The 25,872-nt window shown below is 43.5% G+C and carries 19 protein-coding genes; 8 read left to right on the forward strand and 11 right to left on the reverse strand.

Translation table 11 applies throughout. The annotated features are described in order from the left end of the window. Nucleotides 1–28: 28 nt before the first annotated feature. From VTAP4600_RS24605 to VTAP4600_RS24615, 3 genes are read right to left on the reverse strand one after another with little or no spacing between them, the layout of a single operon-like run. Nucleotides 29–1,294, reverse strand: coding sequence for a sigma-54-dependent transcriptional regulator (locus VTAP4600_RS24605; protein WP_102525315.1), 1,266 nt, complete (start codon nt 1,292–1,294; stop codon nt 29–31). Continuing rightward, the gene (locus tag VTAP4600_RS24610; protein ID WP_102525316.1) at nt 1,287–3,632 is read right to left on the reverse strand and encodes an ATP-binding protein; all 2,346 of its coding nucleotides are present in this window, start codon (nt 3,630–3,632) and stop codon (nt 1,287–1,289) included. Before VTAP4600_RS24610 ends, VTAP4600_RS24605 begins: the two co-directional genes overlap by 8 nt. Beyond that, entirely contained in the window at nt 3,629–4,927 is a 1,299-nt protein-coding gene (locus VTAP4600_RS24615; RefSeq protein WP_102525317.1) for an ABC transporter substrate-binding protein, read from the reverse strand. Before VTAP4600_RS24615 ends, VTAP4600_RS24610 begins: the two co-directional genes overlap by 4 nt. 294 nt (nt 4,928–5,221) lie before the next feature. Here VTAP4600_RS24615 and VTAP4600_RS24620 point away from each other — a divergent pair, with 294 nt between their 5' ends. From VTAP4600_RS24620 to VTAP4600_RS24630, 3 genes are all read left to right on the forward strand, one after another. Continuing rightward, on the forward strand, nt 5,222–6,562 hold the full coding sequence (locus tag VTAP4600_RS24620; protein WP_102525318.1) for an MFS transporter: 1,341 nt from the start codon (nt 5,222–5,224) through the stop codon (nt 6,560–6,562). Nucleotides 6,563–6,652: 90 nt separating this feature from the next. Further along, nucleotides 6,653–8,116, forward strand: coding sequence for a pyruvate kinase (gene pyk / locus VTAP4600_RS24625; RefSeq protein ID WP_102525319.1), 1,464 nt, complete (start codon nt 6,653–6,655; stop codon nt 8,114–8,116). 330 nt (nt 8,117–8,446) lie between these two features. Next, complete coding sequence (locus VTAP4600_RS24630) at nt 8,447–9,535, forward strand: ketoacyl-ACP synthase III (protein ID WP_102525320.1); 1,089 nt, start codon at nt 8,447–8,449, stop codon at nt 9,533–9,535. A gap of 100 nt (nt 9,536–9,635) precedes the next feature. On the opposite strand, the gene VTAP4600_RS24635 is transcribed toward VTAP4600_RS24630, so the two are convergent. Both VTAP4600_RS24635 and VTAP4600_RS24640 read right to left on the reverse strand, forming a co-directional pair. Beyond that, nucleotides 9,636–10,772, reverse strand: a complete 1,137-nt coding sequence (locus VTAP4600_RS24635; protein ID WP_102525321.1) for an MFS transporter — start codon at nt 10,770–10,772, stop codon at nt 9,636–9,638. Between the two features lie 258 nt (nt 10,773–11,030). Then, nucleotides 11,031–11,339: a DUF1289 domain-containing protein gene (locus VTAP4600_RS24640; protein ID WP_102525536.1), complete on the reverse strand. Its 309-nt coding sequence runs from the start codon at nt 11,337–11,339 to the stop codon at nt 11,031–11,033. Between the two features lie 139 nt (nt 11,340–11,478). Between VTAP4600_RS24640 and VTAP4600_RS24645 the strand changes: the two genes are divergently transcribed. Next, nucleotides 11,479–12,087 (forward strand): DsbA family protein, encoded by a 609-nt coding sequence (locus tag VTAP4600_RS24645; protein WP_102525322.1) that lies wholly within the window; start codon nt 11,479–11,481, stop codon nt 12,085–12,087. Nucleotides 12,088–12,140: 53 nt separating this feature from the next. Here the strand turns inward: VTAP4600_RS24645 and VTAP4600_RS24650 are convergent, their stop codons facing one another. Further along, the gene (locus tag VTAP4600_RS24650) at nt 12,141–13,841 is read right to left on the reverse strand and encodes an FAD-dependent oxidoreductase (protein WP_102525323.1); all 1,701 of its coding nucleotides are present in this window, start codon (nt 13,839–13,841) and stop codon (nt 12,141–12,143) included. 35 nt (nt 13,842–13,876) lie between these two features. Continuing rightward, nucleotides 13,877–14,062 carry a YgaP family membrane protein gene (locus tag VTAP4600_RS24655; protein WP_102525324.1) on the reverse strand — a complete coding sequence of 62 codons (186 nt, stop codon included), beginning with the start codon at nt 14,060–14,062 and terminating at the stop codon, nt 13,877–13,879. A gap of 153 nt (nt 14,063–14,215) precedes the next feature. On the opposite strand from VTAP4600_RS24655, the gene VTAP4600_RS24660 reads away from it, so the two are divergent. From VTAP4600_RS24660 to VTAP4600_RS24670, 3 genes are all read left to right on the forward strand, one after another. Next, nucleotides 14,216–14,509, forward strand: coding sequence for an ArsR/SmtB family transcription factor (locus VTAP4600_RS24660; protein WP_102525325.1), 294 nt, complete (start codon nt 14,216–14,218; stop codon nt 14,507–14,509). A 126-nt stretch (nt 14,510–14,635) separates the two neighbouring features. Then, nucleotides 14,636–17,962 (forward strand): efflux RND transporter permease subunit, encoded by a 3,327-nt coding sequence (locus tag VTAP4600_RS24665; RefSeq protein WP_231897955.1) that lies wholly within the window; start codon nt 14,636–14,638, stop codon nt 17,960–17,962. Further along, complete coding sequence (locus tag VTAP4600_RS24670; RefSeq protein ID WP_102525326.1) at nt 17,959–19,017, forward strand: efflux RND transporter periplasmic adaptor subunit; 1,059 nt, start codon at nt 17,959–17,961, stop codon at nt 19,015–19,017. Before VTAP4600_RS24665 ends, VTAP4600_RS24670 begins: the two co-directional genes overlap by 4 nt. A 159-nt stretch (nt 19,018–19,176) precedes the next feature. Here VTAP4600_RS24670 and VTAP4600_RS24675 read toward each other — a convergent pair whose 3' ends face one another. From VTAP4600_RS24675 to VTAP4600_RS24685, 3 genes are read right to left on the reverse strand one after another with little or no spacing between them, the layout of a single operon-like run. Further along, nucleotides 19,177–20,103, reverse strand: a complete 927-nt coding sequence (locus VTAP4600_RS24675) for a 5-oxoprolinase subunit C family protein (protein ID WP_102525327.1) — start codon at nt 20,101–20,103, stop codon at nt 19,177–19,179. Then, a complete protein-coding gene (gene pxpB / locus VTAP4600_RS24680; RefSeq protein WP_102525538.1) occupies nt 20,091–20,747 on the reverse strand; it encodes a 5-oxoprolinase subunit PxpB in 657 nt (218 codons plus the stop codon). Before pxpB ends, VTAP4600_RS24675 begins: the two co-directional genes overlap by 13 nt. A gap of 44 nt (nt 20,748–20,791) precedes the next feature. Next, on the reverse strand, nt 20,792–21,541 hold the full coding sequence (locus VTAP4600_RS24685; protein ID WP_102525539.1) for a 5-oxoprolinase subunit PxpA: 750 nt from the start codon (nt 21,539–21,541) through the stop codon (nt 20,792–20,794). 748 nt (nt 21,542–22,289) lie between these two features. Between VTAP4600_RS24685 and VTAP4600_RS24690 the strand changes: the two genes are divergently transcribed. Beyond that, nucleotides 22,290–23,222, forward strand: coding sequence for a LysR family transcriptional regulator (locus VTAP4600_RS24690; RefSeq protein WP_102525328.1), 933 nt, complete (start codon nt 22,290–22,292; stop codon nt 23,220–23,222). Here VTAP4600_RS24690 and VTAP4600_RS24695 read toward each other — a convergent pair. After that, complete coding sequence (locus tag VTAP4600_RS24695; RefSeq protein WP_102525329.1) at nt 23,174–25,855, reverse strand: bifunctional acetate--CoA ligase family protein/GNAT family N-acetyltransferase; 2,682 nt, start codon at nt 25,853–25,855, stop codon at nt 23,174–23,176. The genes VTAP4600_RS24690 and VTAP4600_RS24695 overlap by 49 nt on opposite strands. Nucleotides 25,856–25,872: the final 17 nt, after the last annotated feature.

Consider the following 25,872-nt stretch of genomic DNA (forward strand, 5'->3'; position numbering starts at 1 on the left):
TGTGCTGTTCCAAAGAATCATATCAAAGCTAACCCCGAGTTTTGAAATTATCTTTGTCTATGCCATGCTTTTTCATTCTAAGGTAGAGTTTCTTTCTCGGCACTTGCAAATAAACAGCGACGTCATTGACTCTGCCTGAAAACAGAAATAACGCATCTTCAATCAGTTGTTTTTCGTAGCCGTCTACCAAACAATCTAACGGGAGCTTAGTCGCTTCCTCATGCTTAATTCGGTCTTGACCCGCGAGTTTAATGATACCAATCGCGTAAAGCTCTGCGACGTTACGTAGCTCTCTCACGTTACCCGGCCAACTGTGATTTCTTAAGCTCTGTAAGTATTGAGAGCTGACCTCTGGTATTGCTTTTGCCAGTTTATTGCAGCTGATCTTTAAGTAATAATGAAACAAAGTCGCAATGTCATCAGGACGAAGCCTCAAAGGTGGCACCTCAATGATGCCTTGGCTTATTAGATAATACAGTTCTGGATGTAATTGCTGGTTTTGAATCAAGGATTCGGGATCTTGTCTAAAGAGACCAATCAGCCTAATCTTATTTTTCGTCAAGCGCTCTTGCCGCAGTAAATACTGAGTAAGATGTTGCTGTATTGATTCATCTAACTTCTCTAGCCGACTTAGAATGATGGTTCCAGAATCGATGGCATCGAGTTGTTGGTCAAGTTGCTCAATATTGGTAACTTGGCTGCCTTCTAATTCGATAAGTGTGCCTGAATCATGAGTCTCATTCAGTTGGTGGATCAAATACGCAATACTGCGTCTGCCTACTCCAGATTCTCCCGTTATCACAACATGGCTTCGCAACATGGCAAGCTGAGCAATATGCTCTCGTATATTCTCCATTTGAGCCGATTTACCAATTAACTCCTTCTTTATCGATTTGTCCAAATTGCATTTCTGTTGAACAAATAATTGGCGGCGACCCAAGTGTTTTTTTATCAGTTCGAGTAATTGGCTCGGGTTTATTGGTTTTTCTAGAAAATCATTTGCGCCGATCTTTACAGCTTCTACGGCCATGGGTATATCGCCATGTCCTGTGATAACGATAACGGGAATATCGCTATCAATAGTTTTGATAATTTTAAGCAAATCCATACCGTGCATCTGGGGCATGTACATGTCGATTACCACGACTCCAGACCAACGAGTATCAATATGGTGGCAAGTAAGCGTAGGATCTATCAAGGCTTTAGACTTTAAGTTTGCGATAGACATTAAATGTGAATACGAATCTAAAACATCTTGGTCATCATCGACGAGTAGTACGGAATAATCAGACATGAGGGAACTCCAAAACAACCATCGCACCTTTGTCTATGGTGGAGGCCAAATAAATAGAACCGTTATTTTTTTCAATCAGTGAGCGACTGATACTGAGACCTAGACCCAAGCCAACTTCTTTTGTTGTAGTGAAGGGCGTAAACAACTTTGCGATGACTGAGGGCCTAAAACCGCACCCCGTATCGCTAATGAAAATAAGGTGGCGATCTACGTTATTAGCGTTAGATATCGTGACTGTCCGTTGTTCTACTTCTAGTGTTGCATCTAATGCATTAACGAGGACATTCACTAACACTTGCTCAATACTGATCGCATCGGCATAAATCATTGGGTCTTCATCAATGATGTTGACTATCGCGGTTTGTTGGCGCTTGGCCCGAGTTGAAATCAATAGCTCTGCTTGTTCTATAACAGACACGAGCGATATCGGACTAGAGGGGGATTCATTTAAGGGTTTTTTAGCGAAATGGCGCAAATTATTGATGATCTTACTCATTCTTGCCGCCATCGCTTCCACTTGTACAATGGCATGGATTGCGGAATCTGGCTGATTTAATTCAAGCCCTAATTTGGCACTAAACAGGTAAGTATTTATCGAAGTCAGCGGCTGATTTAGCTCATGTGCCATGCTTGTCATTGTTTGGCCGACCACGGCCATTTTAGCGGCTTGTATCAGTTTACTTTGTGTTTCCTTTAAATGGCTTTCTGCTTGTCGTCTAACATCCACCTCTTTCTGCAGATCCTGGTTTGCTAATCGTAACGAGTGAGTTTTTTCCATCACTCTTTGTTCTAGTAAATAGTTGGCGTGAGCTTGTTCGGTAATGTCCGCCACCGTGATCATTATCTTACTCGTATTTCCATGGGCAAAAACCCGTAAATAAAAACGTAGATAGTGCGGATAGGACTCTGTACCTAACGAAAGCGTAACGCTATCGGCGCCATTAAGGGTCAACTTTGCACTGTTAACAAAAACGCATTTTAGTTGTGTACTTTGTTCGGCAGGTAACCATTCCCAAATAAGACCGGTATAACTGAATTCGCCATCACCAAATAGCTGCTTTGCACTAGAGTTAACCGACTCAACATGGCCATCCAAATTACACGTAATCAAACAAGCGTGGGTATTGTTGATTAGATTCAACGCGTTCGTACGCTCCATTTCCTGCATGGTGTCATACAAAATGTGCAGCTTATCGCTAAGGCGCGCGATCTCGTCTTTGCCATCTATGGATATTGGTTTTTCCGACTGATTATAGGTAATCGCATCGATGTTGTTACTCAATGCCGCGAGCCTGCGTACGATGCGCCGATTAATGAAGTAATAGGTCAAAAATAGGCTGATCAATATCGACAGACTAAAGCAGACGACGAGAATATGGTTTCCGTAATTAATCATCGCAGTCGTATCTTGTTTAACCAACCTAAATTGGGTGTCGGTGACTTTAACTAAGTTCGCAATACGGCCGTGCAACTTATTAAGAGAATCATTTATTATGGTTTTTCTTTTCGTAATACTCTGTTCAAGCGTTACTTTTTGTTCCAGTTTCTTATGTAAACTGCCATTCGTTGCTAACAAGGTAGAAAGCTCATTTAACAATTGTTGATAAGCAATAGCAGATGGCTGACTAAAAATCGGCTTACTTCTGAGTAATAACTCTTCGACTTTGTACTGTATGACTTTCACACCGTTATCTACTTGACTTAAATGCTTTGCTGTTAACACATCTTCCGTGAGTGCTATTAAGGTTTCCTCATCATCGAGTAGAGTTTGAATAAGGTTCCAATGCTCGAGCAAAACATCAAACGAATGACCATGAACATCGCGTTGAAGTTGCCATTGAACTTCTTGCCTCAATGGTTTGAGTTCTGAGCTAATGTCCTGATGAATCCACTGAATTTGCTCCTTAAGAAGATCCAACTGCCTTGTTAAATCAATGCTTTGAGAAACATCTCGGTAATAGCTTTCTATGATGACGGAAAGTGAGAAGTAGTTACCTTGTAACGATAATGAGTCACTGCTATTGGATAGGCTAGTTAATGTAGAGTTGATAAAGTTCAACTCGCTCTGTACCTGATGCAGGTTAGCTTGTAATTCTGATTTGGTTTTCGTTTCAGAAACTTGGTTAGTTAAACTTCTAATTTGTGCACTTCTACTTTCTAACAGAAAACTCGCATTGTATGAGGGTAGGCTACTACTAAAGAGCGAGCTCACTCTTCTATCCAGGCTATTCCATGTTCCCCATGCCACAACGCTAACGATCATTAATAACAATGTACTTGTCGCAAAGGCGAGCACCAGTTTTGTGCCGATCGTATGGTATCGAGAGTTGCTCATCATTGATTGACACTTCCGTTAAGCTGTTTAAGCAACGCGTTTGCTCTTGTCTGATGTTCATTAAGCTCTGATCGTATTTGGTGTAGCCACTCTTCCTTGCTTGCCAAAAACTGTGCATTTCCTTGTACTGAATTGTCGCTTTGTAGCTCTGCAAATATCGCCATCTTTTGATCAAACTCATTCAATGAAACAGGCATCATAAAAATATGCTCTTTTGCTTGCTGTATGAGCAGCAATTTATCGGGATCAAGTTGAAAACGTTGCTCTGAATTAATGATCGCCAGCCAAGTATCACTGAGAAACGCTAATCTCTTTGTTATTGCAAGGTCAAAAAGTAAATTGATGCCGACTTCACGGCGCATCAACGTATCGACATCTAAGGATACATGTGGGTTTTTAACTAACTGATCGTCGGTTATTGAGTATTTTGAAAAACTATTTTTCAACATTTGTGATTGGATTTTATGAGACAAAAGCATTTCTACGAAAGCCAAGGCGTGTTCATCGTTCGTGGTTTGCTTGATCATACCAACGTAGGTCGGCATTAAGGTAAAGTCTTTGTCGTAGCTGAATCTGACGTAGTCCAGTTTACGTTGCAAAATATGAGCATAGCTGTCTATTGTCGGCCCTACACCTAGTCCGCCACGTGAGATTGTGTCACTCACCCCGAAACTCCGAGACGAAATAGTCGCAAAGTTTGCTGCGACGTTTAGTATGATTTGCCAACCCTGATTCCAGCCATATTGCGCTAAGATACTTTCAAGCATCATTTGTGTCGTCCCAGATCGCGATGGCGTACTCATGGTAACGTGACCAAAATAAATAGGATCAATTAACGACACAAATCCTTGCGGTAATGGCAGCTGGTGGCTATCAAAATAATCTTGATTCCATACAATACCGGCCCCTGAGTAACCAATGGTTACAACCTTATTCGTTAAAGGAAGAACATACGGCATAAGCCATTCTGGCGCTTTGAACCTCCTTGGCATATCGACCAGTTTATTTGCTTTAATCAAATGGCTCATTAGGTAAGGTGAAGACGTCAATATCAAGTCAATGTTATCTATATAGCTCTTACTTAATAGCTGAATACTCGAAGACGTCCTTCTGTGTATTATCTTAACTTCCAGATCTTGATGGATTTTATTGAATTCAGAGACCAATGGCAGCAGTGGTTCTTGTGAAAAAGTAGTGAGAATCACTAATTGCTCTTTTTTTGCGTATGCCGATGAGAAAAAGCCCATACCAAAAATGAATAGCAAGGACGAAAGATAGCCATAAATAAGCCGCTTCATTGCACAAAACCCTAATAAATGTGCGCCCCTTCAAAACTCGAATAGAAACCACCAAAAAAGTATTTTTTAAGTTGAGTCATTCGTGACGCATGTAAAACATCGAGAGTTAGAATTCTATCAACAAATCCGATGAATCCGAGCGCTTGTTTCCCATTTTTGACCCATAACGAAAGCCAATATGAGTCATTTTTGTCTCAAAATGACATTTTTAACAATAGTGAGCAATATCGACATACTCAATCCGTCAACAGAACACGGCCAAGCAGTGGCCTATACATTTGAATGGAGAGCGATATGCTTAATTTCTTTAAAACCCGTACAGACCTTCCGCTTTCGGATGGTTCAACGGACGCAATGCAGTCCCGCTTTAAGCGGTATCAATGGCAAGTATTCTTAGGTTTGGTTTTTGGGTACGCGACGTTTTATGTCGTTAGGATGAGCTTAGGTGTTGTAAAAAAACCGATGCTCGATGCGGGTATCGTTTCGATTGAAGAGCTTGGCATCATGGGTTCGGCTTTCTTCTTCACCTATGCTATCGGTAAGTTTTCAAACGGCTTCCTTTCTGACTATGCCAATATTGGCCGGTTTATGTCGTTTTCTCTGCTGTTATCGGGCATAACAGCCATCGCTATGGGCTTAAATACCACTGCGTTCTTCTTTGTATTGCTTTGGGGTCTCAATGGTTGGTTCCAGTCTGTTGGTTCTGCACCTTCTTGTGTGTCTTTGTTCCAGTGGTTCTCTCCTAAGCAACGTGGTAGTCGGTACTCGATTTGGGGTGGTTCTCGCAATATTGGAGAGGGGATTACTTGGGTTCTAACAGCGACTCTAGTGAGTTACTTCGGTTGGCGTGCTGGTTTTATTGGCGCTGGTATTGCGGCGATTGCGGCGGCACTTTGTATGTTCTTTGTACTAAAAGATCGCCCTCAGACTTATGGACTTCCTGATGCTGCTACCGCATTCGGGGAAGAAACAGAAATCAAAAAGTCAAATGACCCAGATGCAACTCGCAAGGCACAGTTGTTCATTCTTAAGCAACCGACAGTATGGTTAATTGCAGCCGCGTGTGCGTGTATGTATATCTCTCGTTATGCCATGTCTTCTTGGGCGGTGCTTTATCTCCAAGAAACAAAAGGTTACTCGCTTATCGACGCTGGTTTTGCTATGTCTACTTACCCAATTGCAGGGCTAGCCGGTGCAATCTTATCAGGTATCGTTTCTGACAAAATATTTAATGCTAACCGCCATATTCCAACGCTGTTATACGGATTCGCAAACATCGCCGGTATGTGTTTGATGTTCTTTGGTCCTGATAATCGCATGGTTGATGCTGTTGCGCTTGGGCTAATTGGTTTTGCAATCGGTGGGTTGGTCGTATTCCTTGCTGGTCTTACTGCTTGTGACTTGATGCCAAAAAATGCAGTTGGAGCGGTGAAGGGCTTCATTGGTTTGTTCTCGTACATGGCAGCATCTGGTCAGGAGCTAGTTTCGGCTTCTCTTATCAAAATAACCGAAGTTGATGGCGTTCAAACCTACGACTTTAGTCAAGCCCAATATTTCTGGCTCGCAGCAGGGGTGTTATCCATGATTCTTGCCACTACAGTATGGAACGCTAAAAAAGTAACCGACGTCAATTGATTTTAACGTAAACATCGAGCAGGGGCTTCGGTCTCTGCCGATTACCATTTTTAACTCCCTTTTTTAGTTGTCGTTAATAGGATCATCATGATGTGCAAAACCAAAATAGTAGCCACTCTTGGCCCGGCGTCACAAAGCCCTGAAATGATCAGTAAGCTAATCAATGCCGGTGTCAACGTAGTAAGACTTAACTTCTCTCATGGCACAGCCGAAGAACATATCGAGCGCGCTAATATGGTGCGCCTACTCGCGGCAGACATGAACAAACATGTTGGTGTTCTTGTCGACCTTCAGGGACCCAAAATTCGTATTTCGAGTTTCAAAAACAACGCCATACACTTAACGCAAGGCGATACATTTTATTTAGATGCGAAACTCGATGCCACTGCTGGGGATAAGGAGCGTGTGGGATTAGATTTTCCAGATTTAATTCAAGATCTTGAGGTTGGCGATACCTTGTTGTTAGACGACGGGCGTATTCAACTAAAAGTAATACAAGTTAACAAAGAAGAGCAGTGGGCCAAGACGAAAGTTCTCAACCAAGGAAAGCTATCAAACCGTAAAGGGATTAACCTACTCGGGGGTGGGCTTTCCGCGCCTGCACTCACAGAAAAAGATAAGCAAGACATTGTAACTGCATCAAAAATAAAAGCTGACTTTGTGGCGGTTTCGTTTCCTAGAAACGGAGCAGATATCGAACATGCGAGAGCTCTGTTACACAAGGCTGGTTCTGATGCACAGATTGTCGCTAAAGTAGAACGAGCTGAAGTCGTAGAGAGCCAAGCTAACATGGATGACGTGATTAACGCCTCCGACATAGTAATGGTTGCTCGTGGTGACTTAGGGGTTGAAATTGGCGATGCTCGCTTACCTATTGTACAAAAACAACTGATTAGCCGTGCAAGGTTTTTAGGTAAGCCTGTTATTACAGCAACTCAAATGATGGAATCTATGATTGAAAACCCACTACCAACCCGCGCTGAAGTGCTCGATGTTGCTAATGCGATTATCGACGGAACGGATGCCATCATGCTTTCTGCTGAATCCGCGGCAGGAAACTACCCAGTTGAAGCGGTTGAAGCGATGGTACGAATTGCGAAGGGTGCAGAAGAAGAACAAACTTGTGCTCAAGGATGCTGGGATCAACTGCAGCATTTATGTAGTGATGCTGGTAAAAGTTTTGCGCTTTCTTCCATGATATCTGCAACGAAAGTGCATCAAGACCTTGGTGTCGCGATATTAACGCAACTAGGCGAAACCCCATTGCTAATGTCACGTTGCCGCAGTAACGCGGTGATCTGGGCCTTATCTGATAACACGACCATCCTGAATCGACTTACTATTTTACGCGGTGTAATACCCAAATACTTCAGTGCTAGCCCTTATAAAGATGAAGCGCTAGCCAAGCAGGTTACAGGAGCACTTCAAGATGAGGCTAAAAAGGAAAATATCCAGTCAATTCTAATGACGCAACTAGAATCCATGGAAGGCGTGGGCAGTATTAATGTGTGCTGGCTTATTGACGTACCTTCAGAAAAGCTCGTCGCAGCTTAAAAGCGGCAGATTGTTTCAAACGATGCCGATTGAAGCAATTTTCCAACAGTCATGGCATCCATTTGGCTTTGTATTTTAAGTCTAAGCAATCACTCCCCCGTAGGTGATCTGTCCTTGCTCCACGAGGAATTCGGTCTGCATTTCGATGTAGACCATTTTTTTGTGTGCTAACCATCACGAAGCAAACGTTTACGTTTTATTTGGTACGCAGTTTCGGTAATCTGTTTAGCACTATTCGTTATCTTTATCTGTTTTTCTTCAGTAATATCTAATGCTACGCGATTCAGATCAGAACAACACACTATAAAAACATAGATCAAGAGAGGAACTATGAGCCGAGTTTTTGCAGAAATTACAGGTTGGGGCAAATGCCTTCCACCCGCTGCACTTTCAAATCATGACCTAGGTACGTTCCTAGAAACGTCAGATGATTGGATTCGTTCTCGTACGGGAATTGAAAGCCGTCGTATCAGTCACGTTAACACATCAGAGCTTGCAACCGTCGCTGCTAAGCAAGCTATCGCTTGTGCAGGAATTAATGCAAGTGACATCGATTGCATCATCGTTGCAACGTGTTCTCCAGACACTTTAATCCCAAATATCGCATCTAAAGTGCAAGCCAACTTAGGTATTCGTACTGCTGCTTCATTTGATTTGAACGCGGCATGTACTGGCTTTGTGTACGGGCTTGAAACCGCAACTCGACTTATTCAAGCCGGTAATTACCGCAACGCGTTGGTGATTGGCGCTGAACGTTTATCGTTCTACATTGACTGGACACAGCGCGACACGGCTGTCCTGTTTGGTGATGGTTCAGGAGCGGTGGTACTTAGCCGTACTGAAGAAAAGCCAGTTGGCCTTCAAGAAGCCCAATTAGGTTGTGATGCTAAAGGACGTGATATTTTAGCGGTTCCTGGATATGGAACCGCAATGGATCGCTTTGCAGCAGACAACGGTTACTGGGATTTCAACTTCGTCGGGAAAGAAATATTCAAACGTGCTGTTAAGGGAATGGGCGCCGCAGCGCATCAAGTTCTTGAACGCTCGCAACTGAGCACAGACAAAATCGACGTTGTCATTCCGCACCAAGCGAATATTCGTATTATTCAAACCTTGTGTGATTTTGCTGGTATCGAACAAGAAAAAGCTTTTGTTAACATCCAAAAGTACGGCAACACCTCTGCAGCTACAGTGCCGATCGCATTATGTGAAGCCGTAGAGCAAGGACACATAAAAGCAGGGGATAACATTCTTACTGCTGCATTTGGCGCAGGCCTTACATGGGCTGCCGGACATATAAAGTGGGGTGACAGGGTAACAGCTGTCGCTGAGTCTGATGCCCAATTACCACCTTGTGAGCAAAGCGCATTAGAATTGCTCGATCAGGCAATCACACATTGCAAAAATCGCCCTGAGTAATATTCAAAGATAGCTTACTAACCTTTCACCTTCTTTAGGTTAGGCAATACTAAAAAAGCCGCGATCGCGGCTTTTTCTATTTAGCAGGCCACAACTGATGTCAAGTTTGCTGGGTATGTGAGCGATGCGGGTAATTAATTACCGCGTAGATCAGACCCATATTGATGACCAAAAAGCCTATTAACTGAACCATACCCCAGCCCTCAATGAGTATTGACGGACCAAACGCCGCACCCACAGTCTGAGCAGTAACGGCAAATCGAATCGTTGTTCCAGAGTGATCCGCGTCTGTAATCGCCCCCATCAACAGAGGTAAGATTAAATTCCATAAAAACATAAAGGCAGAGACGGAAACTATATACCCCACGACTCCGTTAATGTTAAACAGCGCTGCTATACACAATACCTGCGCAGAAACTGCCGAAAATAAGACAACTCGAGCGAGTCTATGACTTATATTGGAAACATATACTGAAGAAGATGCTCCAATAAGGCTAAATATGGTGCCTAATGCCAATATGTTACCTTGCTGTTGCCCCGTAATGTTAATTGAAGCACTGATCTGGTTAAGCGAAGCCCAAGTTGCAGAGTGTGTCATTAAAAATACGAATAGTGCGAGTAAACAAACAACCAACAGTGGGGTACTTGGTTTGGTTCCTAGATCATCATTGCTTACATGCACCTTAGGTAATCTAGGCAACGCGTATAACAAAGCGGATAGTATTGCCAACAGCAGAAAGAAAGCATGGACACCAAATTGAGACGTTAAAGACGGCATAATAAAGAATGCAGCGGCACTGAATATCATTTGGGTCGCAATGGCTTTACCAAATGCAGCACTAGGTCTGTCTAATTTGGATAACGCGTCATAGGTAAACATTGTAATTAACCCAGCGCAAATCCCTGCGCCGACTCTTAATCCATAGAAGTACGCAATATCCTGGCAATAGGCGCTAGTAACATGAAACAAAGCGAGGGCGATGATGGTTGTTCGTTCGTTGATGACGAGAAGGGATGTCTTCTGAATCAGCAGATATAAGAATGGTGCGATGGCAAAACCGAGCAATTCAATAGTCGCCAGACGGGTCATTGTTTGTTGGCTGGCATTAAATTGAGTCGTAATCGTTTCTAAGTAACTCGGGAGCAACAAGAATACGCTGGTTGCAATTGTCATCTTAATGCTGGCATTTAGCCAAGGGTATCGGCGCAAATCAAAACTCCCTTGTATATCGTCCATGAATACTATTTGAGTATAAGGTCAATGACACGGTTGTCGCATCGTTATTTTTCATTGATGCATTATTATTAGCCTTAGTTACGACGCTTTACAACAGGGTCATGCAACAAAGAAAACCTCGTCCAATGAGCAGGTAATTGAGTTGCCAAAAAATCATAAACTCACACTGAGCGTTGGCATTACCTTCTAAAAGGTCTTCGCTCTAAAATGCGCTTAGTTAGAAAAGCCAAGGGAGTATCATGCTCCCTTACTTTCTTGTTATTGAATCGGTAAGCGAGATAAACACTTCCTACACAAACAAGGATCACCTTTTTTCAGATCAGAAGTGTCACGCTTTTCCAGTTTGAAGCACCAGCAAGTTTCATTTCCGGCGCTGATGTCACATTGGGCATTTTCACCACATTGCGGGCAGACGTGCGAGCTTAATTCACCAGATAAAGCTTTCATCGCGAGATCTCGCTCTTGCTCAGTCACATGCTGCCATTGAACGATTTCATCTATCGTTCTGTAGCACCCACTACAAATACCGCCTTCATTTTTACAGGCAGCCACACAAGGTGTTTTCACTGAATTATCCATTCACTATCGAAATTTGGGGGCACTATACCAAGCCTTAGAATCATTTGCTCAAAAATCGACAAAGAAATCCCCGTACTAGATTGGTACACTGGACGTAGAGGCCCAATGTCAAACCAAGGAAAATAGAATGTCTACTTCAATAAAGCTCTATTACGTTTACGACCCAATGTGTTCTTGGTGTTGGGGCTATAAGCCCATTTGGGAGCAGATTGAACAAGCAGTACATGACAAAGTGGACATTAAATACCTATTGGGCGGCTTAGCACCAGATTCAGACATTCCGATGCCGTTAGAAATGCAGCAGCAAATCGCTTCCTACTGGAAGAAAATCGAAAATTACTTAGGCACCCAGTTTAACTACGATTTTTGGACAAACAACACACCACGACGTTCAACTTACCCATCCTGTCGAGCAATACTTGCCGCTCGCTCACAAGGTAAAGAAATTGAATTGTATGAGGCGATTCAAAAAGCTTACTACTTAGAAGCGTTGAACCCGAGCGACGATCAAGTGTTGCTTGAGTTGGCAGATAGGATAGGGCTCGATAACAGCAGGTTTAGTCACGAGTTTTTGTCCGATACCACTCAGCAACGCTTGCTAAACGAAATATCGTTCGCACGCTCAATTGGCGGTAACAGCTTCCCATCACTATTTGTAGAAAAGGGCGGTGTTATTACGGAGCTTTCAATCGATTATCAACATTCTGAAAATACAATACGCGCGATCTTAAGTTAACTAAGGAACCAAAAGGCCCTTAGTTAACTCATAAGCACGGGCTACAATAACAATTACGCCTGAGCAAACTTATAAGTGCGGTAGCCACCAATCATATTTCGTGCTCTAAAGCCGTTGTTAACTAATTGACGATATGCTACGTGACCGCGTAACCCAACTTGACAGCAAATGACGATTTCCTTGTCTTTGGGCAGTTCATCCATACGCTGACGAAGTTGGTCAACAGGGATGTTAATAGCACCTTCAATACAGCCGTTCGCGACTTCGCCTGGCGTACGCACGTCGATCATGATCTGATAATTACTTAACGTATCGACGTCATGATAGTGAATGCCTTTTGCTGTGTTATTCATTAGGTTGGTTGCCACAAACGCAGCCTGATTAATCACATCTTTTGCACTCCCGTAAGGAGGAGCATACGTTAGTTCAAGGTGCTGTAATTGCTCTATTGTCATTCCAGCGCGTTGGGCTACTGCAAGAACATCAATACGTTTATCGACTCCATCTTTACCCGTCGCTTGAGCACCTAAGATTTTCCCGCTGTTTGGTGCATAAATGAGTTTTAAAGACACGATTTCTGCGCCTGGGTAGTAACTCGCGTGGCTTGCGGTGTGCACGTAGACTTTTTCGTAATCAATGCCTTCTTTAATAAGTTGTTTTTCATTCTTACCGACAGAGGCCACCGCCAAATCAAATATTTTACATATTGCCGTGCCTTGTGTTCCTTGATAGGTTTCATTTCGACCTAGCATGTTGTCTGCAGCCATTCTGCCTTGACGATTCGCCGGGCCAGCAAGAGGAACTAATGTTTGCTCACCCGTTACAAAATCTTTCTCTTCAATAGCATCACCGACCGCATAGATTGCGGGATCACTGGTTTGCATTTGCTCATTGGTATAAATTCCGCCTAATGTGCCGATCTGCAATCCAGCTTCTATAGCAAGGCTGGTTTCAGGACGAACACCAATTGCCATAATTAAAACATCAGTGTCGAATGAGTCACCATTATTTAAGCTGAGGGTCAACTGGCCCGTGAGGTGTTGATGATCAGTACTTTCACCTGAATCAACACTGGCAATCGACGTATTTGGCTGAAATTCGATAGACTCTAATGCTACACCTAATCGTAAATCGACACCTTTGTTCCGAATTTCGGCATGAGCATAACCGGCCATTTCTTTATCAACAGAAGTCATTACTTGGTCAGCCATCTCTACTAACGTGGTTTTGATTCCAAGTTGGTGAAAGGCTTCCATCATCTCTAGTCCAATAAAGCCACCACCCACGACAGTCGCGTGTTCTGGTTTATTCATTTCTAAAGTACGTAAAATTCTATCCATATCGGGAATATTACGCAGGGAATGAGTAAGCGGGTTATCAATTCCTGGTATCGGTGGAACAATAGGCGCAGCTCCAGGGCTTAACAAAAGAAAATCGTAATTTTCAGTGTACTCAGAGTTATCTAGTAAGTTCTTTATCGTCACTGACTTGTTTTGTCTGTTAATACCGACAACTTCATTCATAACACGAACATCAACATTAAAGCGTGCTAGGAAACTTTCCGGTGTTTGTAGCAATAGCTTGCTACGCTCTTGAATGTCTCCACCGATATGGTACGGCAAACCGCAATTGGCGAAGGAAACAAAAGGGCCACGCTCAAACATGATAATTTCTGCATCTTCACTTAAACGACGAGCGCGAGCAGCGGCAGATGCGCCACCAGCAACACCACCAACAATTACAATTTTGGTCATTTCACGATTACTCCGATATTAAATTTCTTGGCCTATCACTGAAAACCGAGCTTTTTTAGTACAAAAGCAGCGGGACATAGGCCGGTAAAAGCGCTTTGAATGAGGTTCACACCGACAAAAACGGTTAGCCATACAAATTGAGGACTAACGAAGGCTGTTAATACTATCGACAGTATTACCATTGATCCTGCTAAAACTCGAATACCATTTTCTAATTCCATGATTATGTCCTCCATCAATCTTACTTAACTATATTTAACTAAATTAGATTTGTCTAATAAAATATTAATTAGTTAAGGTTTTACTAATTAATATTTGACACCCACATCTAATTTAATAATATCTAAATTAGATGTGACAAGTAAGGTGTCTATATGGAACTGGAAATCATGAAGGCCAATGCTACTGAAGTGGCAGAGATCTTGAAAATAATGTCTCACCCAGACCGGTTGATGGTGCTATGCCAACTGGTTGATGGCGAAGTTGGGGCGGGGCAATTACAAAGCCAATCGCCACTAAGCCAATCTGCATTTTCTCAGCACTTAACGGTATTACGAAAACACAAATTGGTGAAGGTACGTAAAGAATCTCAACAAGTCTTTTATTCATTGGCAGACCCAAGAGTCGAAAAACTCATTACCAATTTACATGACGTATTTTGTAAATAGCGCCACGGTTAACTCAAACCATTTAGTCCACTTCTGGCGACGTAACAGCCTCTGGGTGTACTTATAAGAGATAGGATCTGACACTAAAAATGAATTTCGCAAAATTGAACTTGGCAAGGAGGCAAAATGAAAAAGGCGACTAATCAAGGGTTTGTTCATAAAGTCATGAACAGCTACTTACCACCGATACTCATTGTGTTGGCGCTTGTTGTCGGTGGCATCTCATTATGGTTAACGCCGAAGGAAGAAGATCCTCAAATCATCGTTCCTATGGCTGATGTACTTATTCAAGCGCCAGGTTTGAGTGCCAAACAAGTAGAAAACCAAGTAACAGAACCCTTGGAAAAGTTATTAAGCCAAATTGATGGTGTGGAAGATGTGTATTCCTCATCAATGGAAAATGGTGCACAAGTCATTGTTCGATATTACGTAGGAGAGAGCCGAGAAGGCGCACTCATCAAACTGTATAATAAGATCTACTCGAATCAAGATAAGATCCCCCCGTCGGTCACCAATTGGGCAATAAAGCCTGTTGAAATAGACGATGTTCCTATCGTTGTCGCATCCCTTTATTCAACCCAACCAGATAATATCTCGACCTACGAGCTACGCCGGATTGCACAACAAGCAACGCAGCGTCTAAAAGCACTCGACAGCACCAACATCGTAAAAGTATTTGGTGGGCAACCGCGCATCATCGAAGTCGCGCTTGATCCTAGTGCGATGGCGAGCAGAATGACGACCATAGATGACCTCCAGAATGCATTTAAACTCAGTCATCAAAAACAAAGTGCCGGGATCACTCATCAAGCTGGCAACGTCTTCCAACTTGAATCAGGTCAGTTTTTCAATGACGCATCTGAATTGGGCTCTCTTGTCGTAAACGTCGTAAACGGTAAGCCGGTTTATCTTCGGGACGTTGCGCTCATTACCGATGGGCCGAGCGAAGCAGAAAATGACACTTGGTATCAAAAAGGGTCAGCCAGCGGACAAGTAAGTGAAACCCATCCCGCGGTTTTTCTCTCCGTCGCCAAACAAAAAGGCTCTAATGCTGTATCAGTCGCCAAAGACGTACTGGCCGAATTGGATACACTTAAAAGTGAGCAACTACCAGAAGGCGTAGAAATCGACATTATCCGTAATTACGGACAAACCGCCGACGATAAAGTATCAAACTTAGTGTCTAGTTTAGGTATTTCAATTCTAACCGTTGTGGTCTTTGTCGGTTTATTTTTGAACTGGCGAAGTGCCTTGGTCGTAGGGATTGCAATACCAATTAGCTACGGTGCAGCGCTAGGCATGGATTTAGCTTTTGGCTACTCGATCAACCGCGTTACCTTATTTGCGCTTATATTAGCGTTAGGCCTTATTGTTGACGACCCGATTGCAAGTATTGATAACATCGAGCGTTACCTAAAACGAAAAGACCTCAGCCGCACAAAAGCAATTGTCTTAGCAATGGCGGAGATCCGCAGCGCGTTATTGATGTCAACTGTGGCCATCGTTATCGTGTTTACTCCAATGTTTTTCATTACGGGAATGATGGGCCCATACATGGCGCCGTTAGCGTTTAATGTGCCTATCAGTGTGGTATTCAGTACGGTCGTTGCGTTTATGATTACGCCTTGGTTGGCCAAGAAGATCCTGAGATCCGCCCAAGATCAAGGTGAATATAATGTTCAGACGACTTTCTTATATAAGATTTACAAAAAAGGCTTAACGCCGTTGCTTGCGAGCCGCAAGAAAAGCTGGATGTTTTTAGGTGTGGTCGCATTGCTGTTCATCTCGGCTGCAATGTTACCGGCAATGAGGTTAGTACCACTAAAGCTATTACCTTACGACAACAAAAATGAATTCCAGTTGGTATTGAATATGCCCGACGATAGCAGTTTTGTGAGTACGTCGAATGCCTTACGTGATTTCTCTGCGTACTTGGTGAATGTACCAGAGGTAGAATCTGTCTCTGCATTTTCAGGCTTAGCGTCACCCATGGACTTTAACGGTATGGTTCGTCATTACTTTATGAGAAGCCAGCCAAGCCAAGGGGAATTGCGAATTGTACTGGCGGATAAAGACCGAAGAGAGATGCAGTCTCATGGCATTGTTACTCGGCTAAGGACTGATCTTGAAGCCATCGCACCGGGCTACAACGCCCATATACAGTTAGTAGAAGTACCTCCGGGCCCGCCTGTTATCGCAACATTGACCGCCGAAGTGTACGGCAAAGAAACCACAAGCTATGAACGCTTACAACAGCAAGCGAAAATTGTGGTTGATAGACTCAATAGGGAAGAGTTCGTATCAGAAGTCGATAGCTCAGTGCAAGGGAACACCCAAGTTTGGCAATTTGTGGTCGACCGTGAGAAGGCCGCGCTTTCGGGAATTTCAGTTGCCGACATCAATCGGACAATTTCCGCAGCTAATCAGGGTTTCGTGCTCGCCAACTTAAAAGCAGAGCGTGAGCTTGAGCCATTGCCTGTAAGCGTTAGACTGCCATCGAATGAACGAGACAAGTTAGATAGCTTATTGGCACTGTACGTTCGTGGTCAAGCGGGTATTACTAAGGTTTCCGTTAATGGTGCGCTAGAAGATACACCACAACCTTTGGTTCAAATTTCTGAGTTGGGGCAGTTTGAAGTTCGTGACCTAGATCAGCCGATTTACCATAAGAATCTAAAGCCTGTTGTTTACGTCTACGCCGAAAGCGTTGGACGAGTTCCCGGTGAAATCATTGCCGATGTGTTGTCGGATCAAGATCGAGATACACAGCCTGACCATGTGCGAGTTCCAACATCTGAGCGTACCTATTTCAACAATGGCGCAGGCGATGGCTGGAGTGTAGACAAAGACATAGAAGTTGTTTGGTCTGGGGAAGGCGAATGGAAAATCACGGTAGACGTGTTTAGAGATCTCGGTATTGCCTATGGCGCCGCGTTATTGGGTGTGTTCATCGTTATGTTGATACAAACCGGATTACCAGCGGTTTCCGGCATTATTATGTTGGCCATTCCGTTAACGGTGATCGGAATAATGCCCGGTTTTTGGGTATTGAACATGATGGGAAGCGATATTAATGGCTATCCAAATCCTGCATTATTTACGGCTACGGCCATGATTGGCATGATTGCGTTGGCCGGGATAGTGGTTCGTAATTCCTTGGTATTGATTGAATTTATTCATCAGTCACTGGCTGAAGGAAAAAAACTTCAAGATGCACTAATTGAAGCCGGAGCAGTAAGAATGAGACCCATCCTATTAACGGCAGGAACCACATTGTTAGGAAACATCGTAATTACATTAGACCCTATTTTTAACGGCCTAGCATGGTCAATCATATTTGGTATTACCGCATCAACGGTATTTACATTAGCGGTTATCCCCATTGTTTACCATTTAGCGTATCAAAACGTTGAAGGCCATGGTTTACCCGTTCATAAGGAGGAAGAAGCATGAAATCATCAAAACTAACGTTAGGGATAGGGCTATTTTCACTACTGGGTGTTTTGTTTCTCTATATGGCTGGGTTCTTTACCGCAAAGATCAACCCACAAGAAAGTGCTCTCACGCTGTCTGCTAGCGAGATTTCAGCTCTAGAGACAGTCGAGCTGCAATCTTCAGTTCATAACCAATATAGGCAATTTACAGGGACCGTAGTGGCCGATCAAAAGGCTTCACTGTCTGCCTTATTAACGGCACAAGTTGCGGAAACTCTGGTTGACGCGGGAGCCAGTGTCACTAAAGGCGATGTCTTAATGCGCTTAGAAAGCGATGATCTGGATGCTCGAGTGATGCAGTCAGAACAAGGGCTTTCATCTGCCCAAGCGCAACTGAACGCCGCTCGTAAGGAATACCAACGAGTGAGTGAACTGGTAAACAAAAAGCTGTTACCTCAATCAGAGTATGATCGAGTAAAAAGCCAACTGGACACCACTACCGCCAAATATAAACAGACTCAAGCCGCCGTGCGAGAAGCGGAAACCACATTTGGGTTCAGTATAATTACGTCTCCGTTTGATGGGGTTATTACCACTAGGCCAATTAACCAAGGAGATACCGCAGGCCCAGGGACGTTATTGGTTACCCTGTATAACCCAAAAACACTACAACTTGAGGTAAACATTTCGGAGTCATTGATCAACGATATTCAAATTGGCACCGTATTGCCGTTCGAATTGCCGACGTTTGAAAAATCCGGAGCCGGAAAAGTGGTTGAAATTGTACCAGCGGCAGACTCTACCTCTAGAAGCTTTTTGGTCAAAATTGCTCTAGAGGGAATAGACAAGGTGTACCCTGGTGTTTTTGGTAAAGTATCGGTAAAAAGTGAAACTTTACAGGCATTACATTTACCGGAAGAGGCTGTCTATCGCGTAGGCCAACTTGATTACGTCAAAGTACTCAAAGAGGATCAAGTTCGAACCCAATTAGTGCAGCTTTCAAGCAATAACATCGTCCGAAAAGGCGTTGAAGTAGGGGACGTAGTCATACTAAATCCATTAGATATCCATTAACTCAGATAAACGTTTGTACAAAACTACGTTCTAAAAAAAGCGTTCAGTTATCATAAAACTGAACGCTTTTTTGTTGTGACTTCCGATCACATAAGGCTCAATAGGTGATTAGTCACGACAAACCGTTGGTCGCCGAAAGCGGTGATCTATCAACCAGTACTAATAGCCAAAAAACCTTGCCCACTTACACCAAACCTTTTGTAAACCTTCTCTATCACCTTGTGCAAAAAATACTTTTTGCCCCGGCTTTGCTTGTGCTAAACGCGGTAAGTCGATTCGAGCAACACAACCTACCTTCGGATAACCTCCTAATGTTTGCCTATCATTTAACAAAATGATGGGGTGGCCATCTGGTGGGATCTGGACAGCGCCTAATGCAATGCCTTCTGAAAGACAGCTTTCCTTGGGGGTGTCTAATGCCGCTCCTTCTAATCTATACCCCATACGATTAGAAGATTGGCTAACCATATACTCACTTTCGTACAGCGTCGATTTTGCAGCATTGCTGAAGGTTTCAGCTTGATATGACTCAATAAGACGAAGTACAAGTGGCAAGTTATAATCCGGCGTGAACCTAAAGGTGACATGTCTTTGTTTGGCTTTCGTTTCGTGTTGGTGAAAAGGAATGAGATCGCCTGCGTTTAAGCTTTGCCCATCACAATTAAGCCCGCCAAGTTGATCTCGCTGGACGGTAGAACAGCTCCCATAATGCTCAGGCGCTTCAAACCCTCCTTTAACAGCCAAATAGGATCTAAGTCCGTTACGTGGTAACGAAAAAGACAGTAGTTGACCTTTTTTGGCGACAAAAGAGGACCAATTAAGGACCGGTTTGCCGTCCAGCTTGGCCTGTAAATCGCCCCCACATATCGCCAGTCGGCATTCGTGGTGAATAAAGAAGGCCGCTTGCCCCAATGTAATTTCAATAACGACGCTGTTCTTCGTATTTTTTAAGAGAAAGTTAGCCCAACTGTAAGCATAATCATCAATGGGGCCTCCTTGAGTTAACCCCAATTGACTATGTCCAAAACGACCAAAGTCATGGATAAGACTTAACTGTCCAGGTTTTATGACTTCTATAAGTCCCATAACTTACCTCCCAATTCATCAAATTCCTCTCTTTCGATGGCACAAAAAGACACCGTATCACCAATACTAAACGGGCTTATTACATCTCCAGTAGGGTTGTAAAGCGCAATTGGGCAGTTACCTATTATATTCCATCCTCCGGGAGAACTTTCTGGGTAAACCCCCGTTTGGTTTGCCGCTATGCCAACACTGCCAGCAGGGACAGACAGGCGAGGTGTACTATGCCGTGGTAAAACAAGCTCTTTGGGCACTTCAGCTAAAAAAGCGAAACCAGGGGCAAACCCCATCGCACAGACATGGTAAACATGATTGCCATGAAGCTCGATAACGTCATCGGTCGACAAACCGCTCTCTTGTTCATAACGCTTGAGATCGGGGCCTACACTTTCGTGATAATAAACGGGAATTTCAATATGATGAGCAGGTTGTGTTGGAGGGTATTCAAGCTCTCGTTTAACGATGGTGTCGAGCCTAGCGATCATTTCTTGTTCTGACATAAGAAAAGGTAGGTAATCAACGAGAATATTTGCGTAAGAAGGGGTCACATTCATTATGACATCCATTAGCTCTAACCTAATGGTGTCGGCAATGTGCCCAATATGTAAAGAAAACTTGGGATCAATGCGATCGCCAAGCTGAACCATGACACTGCATTCTGCTACAGGATCAATACGAAAAGATTTCACATCTAGCCTCCTAAGCTCTTTAGCCCTTGAGAGATTCTTTGCACCATCGCAATTGAGTCAGCATTGTCACCATGGACACAGATAGTATCTGCTTCTAGCATGATCTTCGCACCGTTAAGGCTCGTTATGCTGCCATACTGGGCCAATTGAATGACTTGATGGTAGATATCATCTTGCAAATGATGTACCGCTTTAGGATGAGACCTCGGAAGCAGTAAACCATTATCTTGATAAGCACGGTCAGCAAAGGCTTCAAACAATAAAGGGACGTTAAACTGATCGGCAAGGTCAAGGTAACGGTTGTTATTAACACCCGCTAAAATCATTACAGGTAGGCCAAAGTTTTCCGCGGCGGCCAATATGGCAACAAAAATCGACTCATTACTCATCATGTCGTTATAAAGCGCACCGTGTGGCTTAATATATTCGACTTTGCAATCGTACATTCTTGCCATCGCGACCAGTGCGCCAACTTGATAGATGACGCAGTGAGTAATTTCATCGTCTGAAAGGGGAATACTTCGCCTGCCAAAACCTTGTAGATCTTGATAGCTTGGGTGAGCACCAACCATAACGTCGTGTTGTTTTGCTAATAGGAGTGTCTTCGCCATGATATCTGGGTCAGAGGCATGAAATCCGCACGCGATGTTCGCCATGTCAACCCATGGCATGACGTCCTCATCCATTCCCATAGACCACAGACCAAAGCTCTCACCCATATCGCAGTTAAGTTTTAATCTCGATTTATTGATCGTCACTTTATTAATCATCCGATTACTGACATTGCTTTCATTACATAGAGCTTAATCATTCGAGTGAATAAATATTAGTCGAAGATCTTAAAAATATGATACTTGTTGCGAAAACAACGTTTTTGAACAAATTTTAGACCCTAATTCCACAAATTGTAGTCAAATATACGAAACTCAACTCATTATGTTTTTACTCAGCTAAGAGCGAACCTTTACGTGAACTCACCACTTTTTGAAGGGAACTGTTTTACAAATGGTTGCGAGCAATAAATTTGAAAAAGGACTGTATTGGTTCTTTTTTGATCTAAATCGACATTTTCACTAATAATTGGATTTGTTACTTCCTATAACAATTTGAGCTGCTAGAATATGCGTGTTGCTTATTTTTAGAGGTTAAAAAACATTTTTTTAACTACTCTAACTCAAGTCGTTAATCAACCGATTGTGGAGATTGCTCATGGAGCTCGCGCTAATCATCACTTTTATCGTTGCTGCAGTAGTAATGGTAAAGAAAGAGATGACAGGAAAATAACTGTACAGATCTAAGTTCATTCACTTTTATTTTACTTTTTATGAACTTAATCGAAAGAAGTCAGCTTAGGCTGGCTTTTTTGTTGCCTATAGAAAATGTCAAAAATGTTGGTTAGCTATTTTTTGTGTCTGTAGGTAAGCAAGATCTTGTGTTACTAGTTCAATAGACGCATTATCAATCAATGAATCTCTCGCCTTAAGCCAAAGGACTGTTTAAGTGAATAGCCCAATTACATTAGAAGCATTGCACATTCTAGACGCAATAGACCGAAGAGGCAGCTTTGCATCTGCAGCAAATGAGTTAGACAGAGCACCGTCCTCTTTAACGTATCAAATACAAAAACTTGAACAAGAATTGGATCTCAATATATTCGACCGTTCCGGTCACAAAGCCGTTTTTACTGAAGCCGGTAAATTGCTGCTGGAGCGTGGCAGAGATCTATTGAGTGCAGCGCAGGAAATGGTATCAGATGCCAATATTCTTGCCCACGGGTGGGAACTCGACTTAACAATTGCTCACGATGGCATCATACCGATCAGTTCTTTTTTTCCACTTGTAGAGCACCTAGGGGCAATTTCAAAAACCAGAGTCAAACTACAAGAAGAAATACTCGCCGGGAGTTGGGAATCTCTAATATCTGACCGCTCAGATTTACTTATTTGTCCGATGCCAGAGAGCGTGCCCCAAGATATGAAAGTGGTCACCATTGGCAAAATGTCGATGACTTGGGTTGCCGCTACCGACCATTACATCCACAAGCGTAAAGGCGAGTTCGATATGGAGGCCAAAAAACGATATCGGGCGATTGTTATAGCAGATACAGCAAGAGACACTCCAACGCTTAGCCGAAATATCTTGGATGACCAACCCCGCTTGACGGTTACCAGTTTTCCTTCGAAAGTCGAAGCCCTTGTTGCCGGGCTAGGCATAGGAACAATTCCGACTCACGTAGCTGACAAACTAATAGAGCAGGGCGTACTCACTAAAATCATTGACTCTGAAGACGCTAATATCGACATCGTATTAGCGTGGCGACGAAACAAAATGGGCAAAAGCAAATCTTGGTGTATTCAATACATGAAAGAGCATTGGAAATTAGATTACACGTTTAAGGGCAGTCTCATATCCGCTACGCCATCTTCAAATTGAACGTCCAGTTCAAACCCTAACTTCTGTGCCAACATAAGCATTCCACGATTTGTTGGCATTGTCATACCTGATAACTGCTTAGTACCACGCTGGCGACAGTAATCGATGACCTTCTCCATTAACACCCGACCAAGACCTAGCCCTTTTAAATCGGAACGTATTAAGACGGCGAATTCAGCATCGATATTTTCTGAATCGGCCAACGCTCGTGCAACACCAATAATGACCTCTTTACCTTGCTTTTGTTGGGTCGCCACAAAGGCCATTTCTCGGTCATAATCTATTTGGGTTAAATTGGCTAAGGCTTCATGATTAAATTCACCGACGTCACTAAAAAATCGTTTATACAAATCTTCTTTCGAAACACTCGAAATGAATTCTGCATGGATGGGTTCATCTTCAGGCAAAATAGGGCGCAGTAAAATCTCACTGCCATCTTTCGCGATCACTTTTTCTTCAAATTCGACAGGGTATGGCCTAATTGCCAAACGTTGATGAGCATGACCTTCATAAGGTTGCAACGTCAGATCTGCATCTATGATTGTAAACTCATTGCCATTCGCCAGTACTGGATGGATATCCAGTTCCGCTATTTCAGGGCAATCAATAACGAGCTGAGAGATTCGAACGAGAAAATCACTTAACCCTTCGATGTCCATCGGGTTCGGCAATTGTTGCGGTCGTAACTTACCGCCTTTAATCGCACGGATGATGAGATAACGAGCCAGTGTGGTGTTCAAGGGAGGAATCGCAACGGTAGCGTCGAGCGCTTCGTTCCACTCAGATCCACCTTGTCCAAGCATAATGACGGGGCCAAAGACCGCGTCATTATGAACTTTTACACGAATCTCTTGGCCACCAGCACGGCTAGCCATACCCTGAACTAACAAACCATGAATTCGAGCTGATGGGTAAGTCAGGGAAACTTGGTCAAGTATACCCTGAGCCGCATTGGCAACTTCAACACTGTTCCTTAAGTTCAGCATCACTCCGTGAACGTCGGACTTATGAGCGATATCGGGAGAGCGCACCTTAACCGCAACGGGGTAACCAATGCCTTCGGCAATGTGCACAGCTTCACTCACTTCGCTTGCTATCCATGTTGGTAAGACGGTAAAACCGTAATGCTTCAACAGTGGCGCATTCTGATGAGTGTCCAAAATGACGCCTCCATCGGATAACTGTTTATTTATCCAGTCTTTTGCTTCACTGACTTCCTCAACCTGTATTTGGCCGACGGATACGGGGGTTTCCATTAATTGTTTTTGATTTCTCCTGTATTCCACCAAGTGCATAAACGCGACAACCGCACTTTCTGGCGTGCGATACGTTGGTATACCGGCGTGGGTAAACAAACTTCGGGCATCACGAGTTGTGTGCTCTCCTGACCAGTTTGTTAAAATATTGAAGTGACGATGCCGAGGGTGACGTTTAATACAATCAATAATGGCCTGTGCCGTTTGTGTTGAATGCGCGATAGCAGAGGGGCTGTGCATGATAAGAAGTGCATCGCAATCATCACTATCCAACACTGTATTAATACAGTCAACATATCGGGCGCTGCTCGCGTCCCCGATCATATCGATAGGGTTACTGCCGGACCAACTTTCAGGTAATTGCCTATCAAGCTGTGCGATAACCTTATCTGATAGCTCAGCCAGTTTTCCTCCACGCTCGAGTAAGGTATCGACAGCCATTATTGCAGGTCCGCCGCCATTGGTAATAATGGCAAGCCGTTCGCCCCTTAATGGTACAGAGTGAGTTAAGGTCTCAACGGCTGCAAATAACTCATGGGTATTGTTTACTCTCAACATTCCAGAGCGGCGTATCGCAGCATCATATATCACGTCTAAACTTGGGGTCGCTCTAGTGTGGAGCAGTGCCGCTTGTTGACCTGCTAGGGTTCGGCCACTTTTTAGCACCAAGATCCTGCGGTTTCGACTAGCCGCTCGGGATGCAGAAATAAACTGTCTCGCGTCTTTAATTGCGTCGACATACAGCAAGATGGCGTCGGTTTTGCTGTCTGTACACAGATAGTCGAGTAATTCTGCAAAATCGATATCCGAAGCATTGCCCAGTGAAATAAAGGCTGAAAAACCAATGTCTTTATCGTTTGCCCAATCCAATATGGTTGTACAAACGGCCGCAGATTGTGAAATAAAAGCAATCTTACCTCGTGACGCTGTCACTGGAGAGAAAGACGCATTGATGTTCTGCCAAGGCAACATAATCCCTAAGCTATTGGGACCCAAAATTCGAATATTGTGTTTTTTCGCAATGGCAAAGCACTCTTGTTCAATACTTTGACCGGATTCGGCCAGTCTATGCATATCAGACGACAGAATGATCACGGCACCCACACCTTTTTTGGCCAGTTGTTCAAAAATAGAAATATTTCGACTGGCGTGAGTGCAGAGAACCGCAAGATCTGGGACGATAGGAACCTGCTCAATAGAGGCATACGCAAGAACACCACAAACCGATTTATACTTTGGGGTAACAGGTAGGATTGCGCCTTGAAATCCGCCCTGTAATAGGTTCTTCATTACTATTTCGCCGGAGCGGTAAGGTTGAGTAGAAGCGCCGACAACGGCGATGGAATTCGGCTTAAGGAGCTTATTCAAACTGTTCATTATCTACCCTTGCGCTT

This window comes from Vibrio tapetis subsp. tapetis (genome assembly GCF_900233005.1).
Lineage (GTDB): Bacteria > Pseudomonadota > Gammaproteobacteria > Enterobacterales > Vibrionaceae > Vibrio > Vibrio tapetis.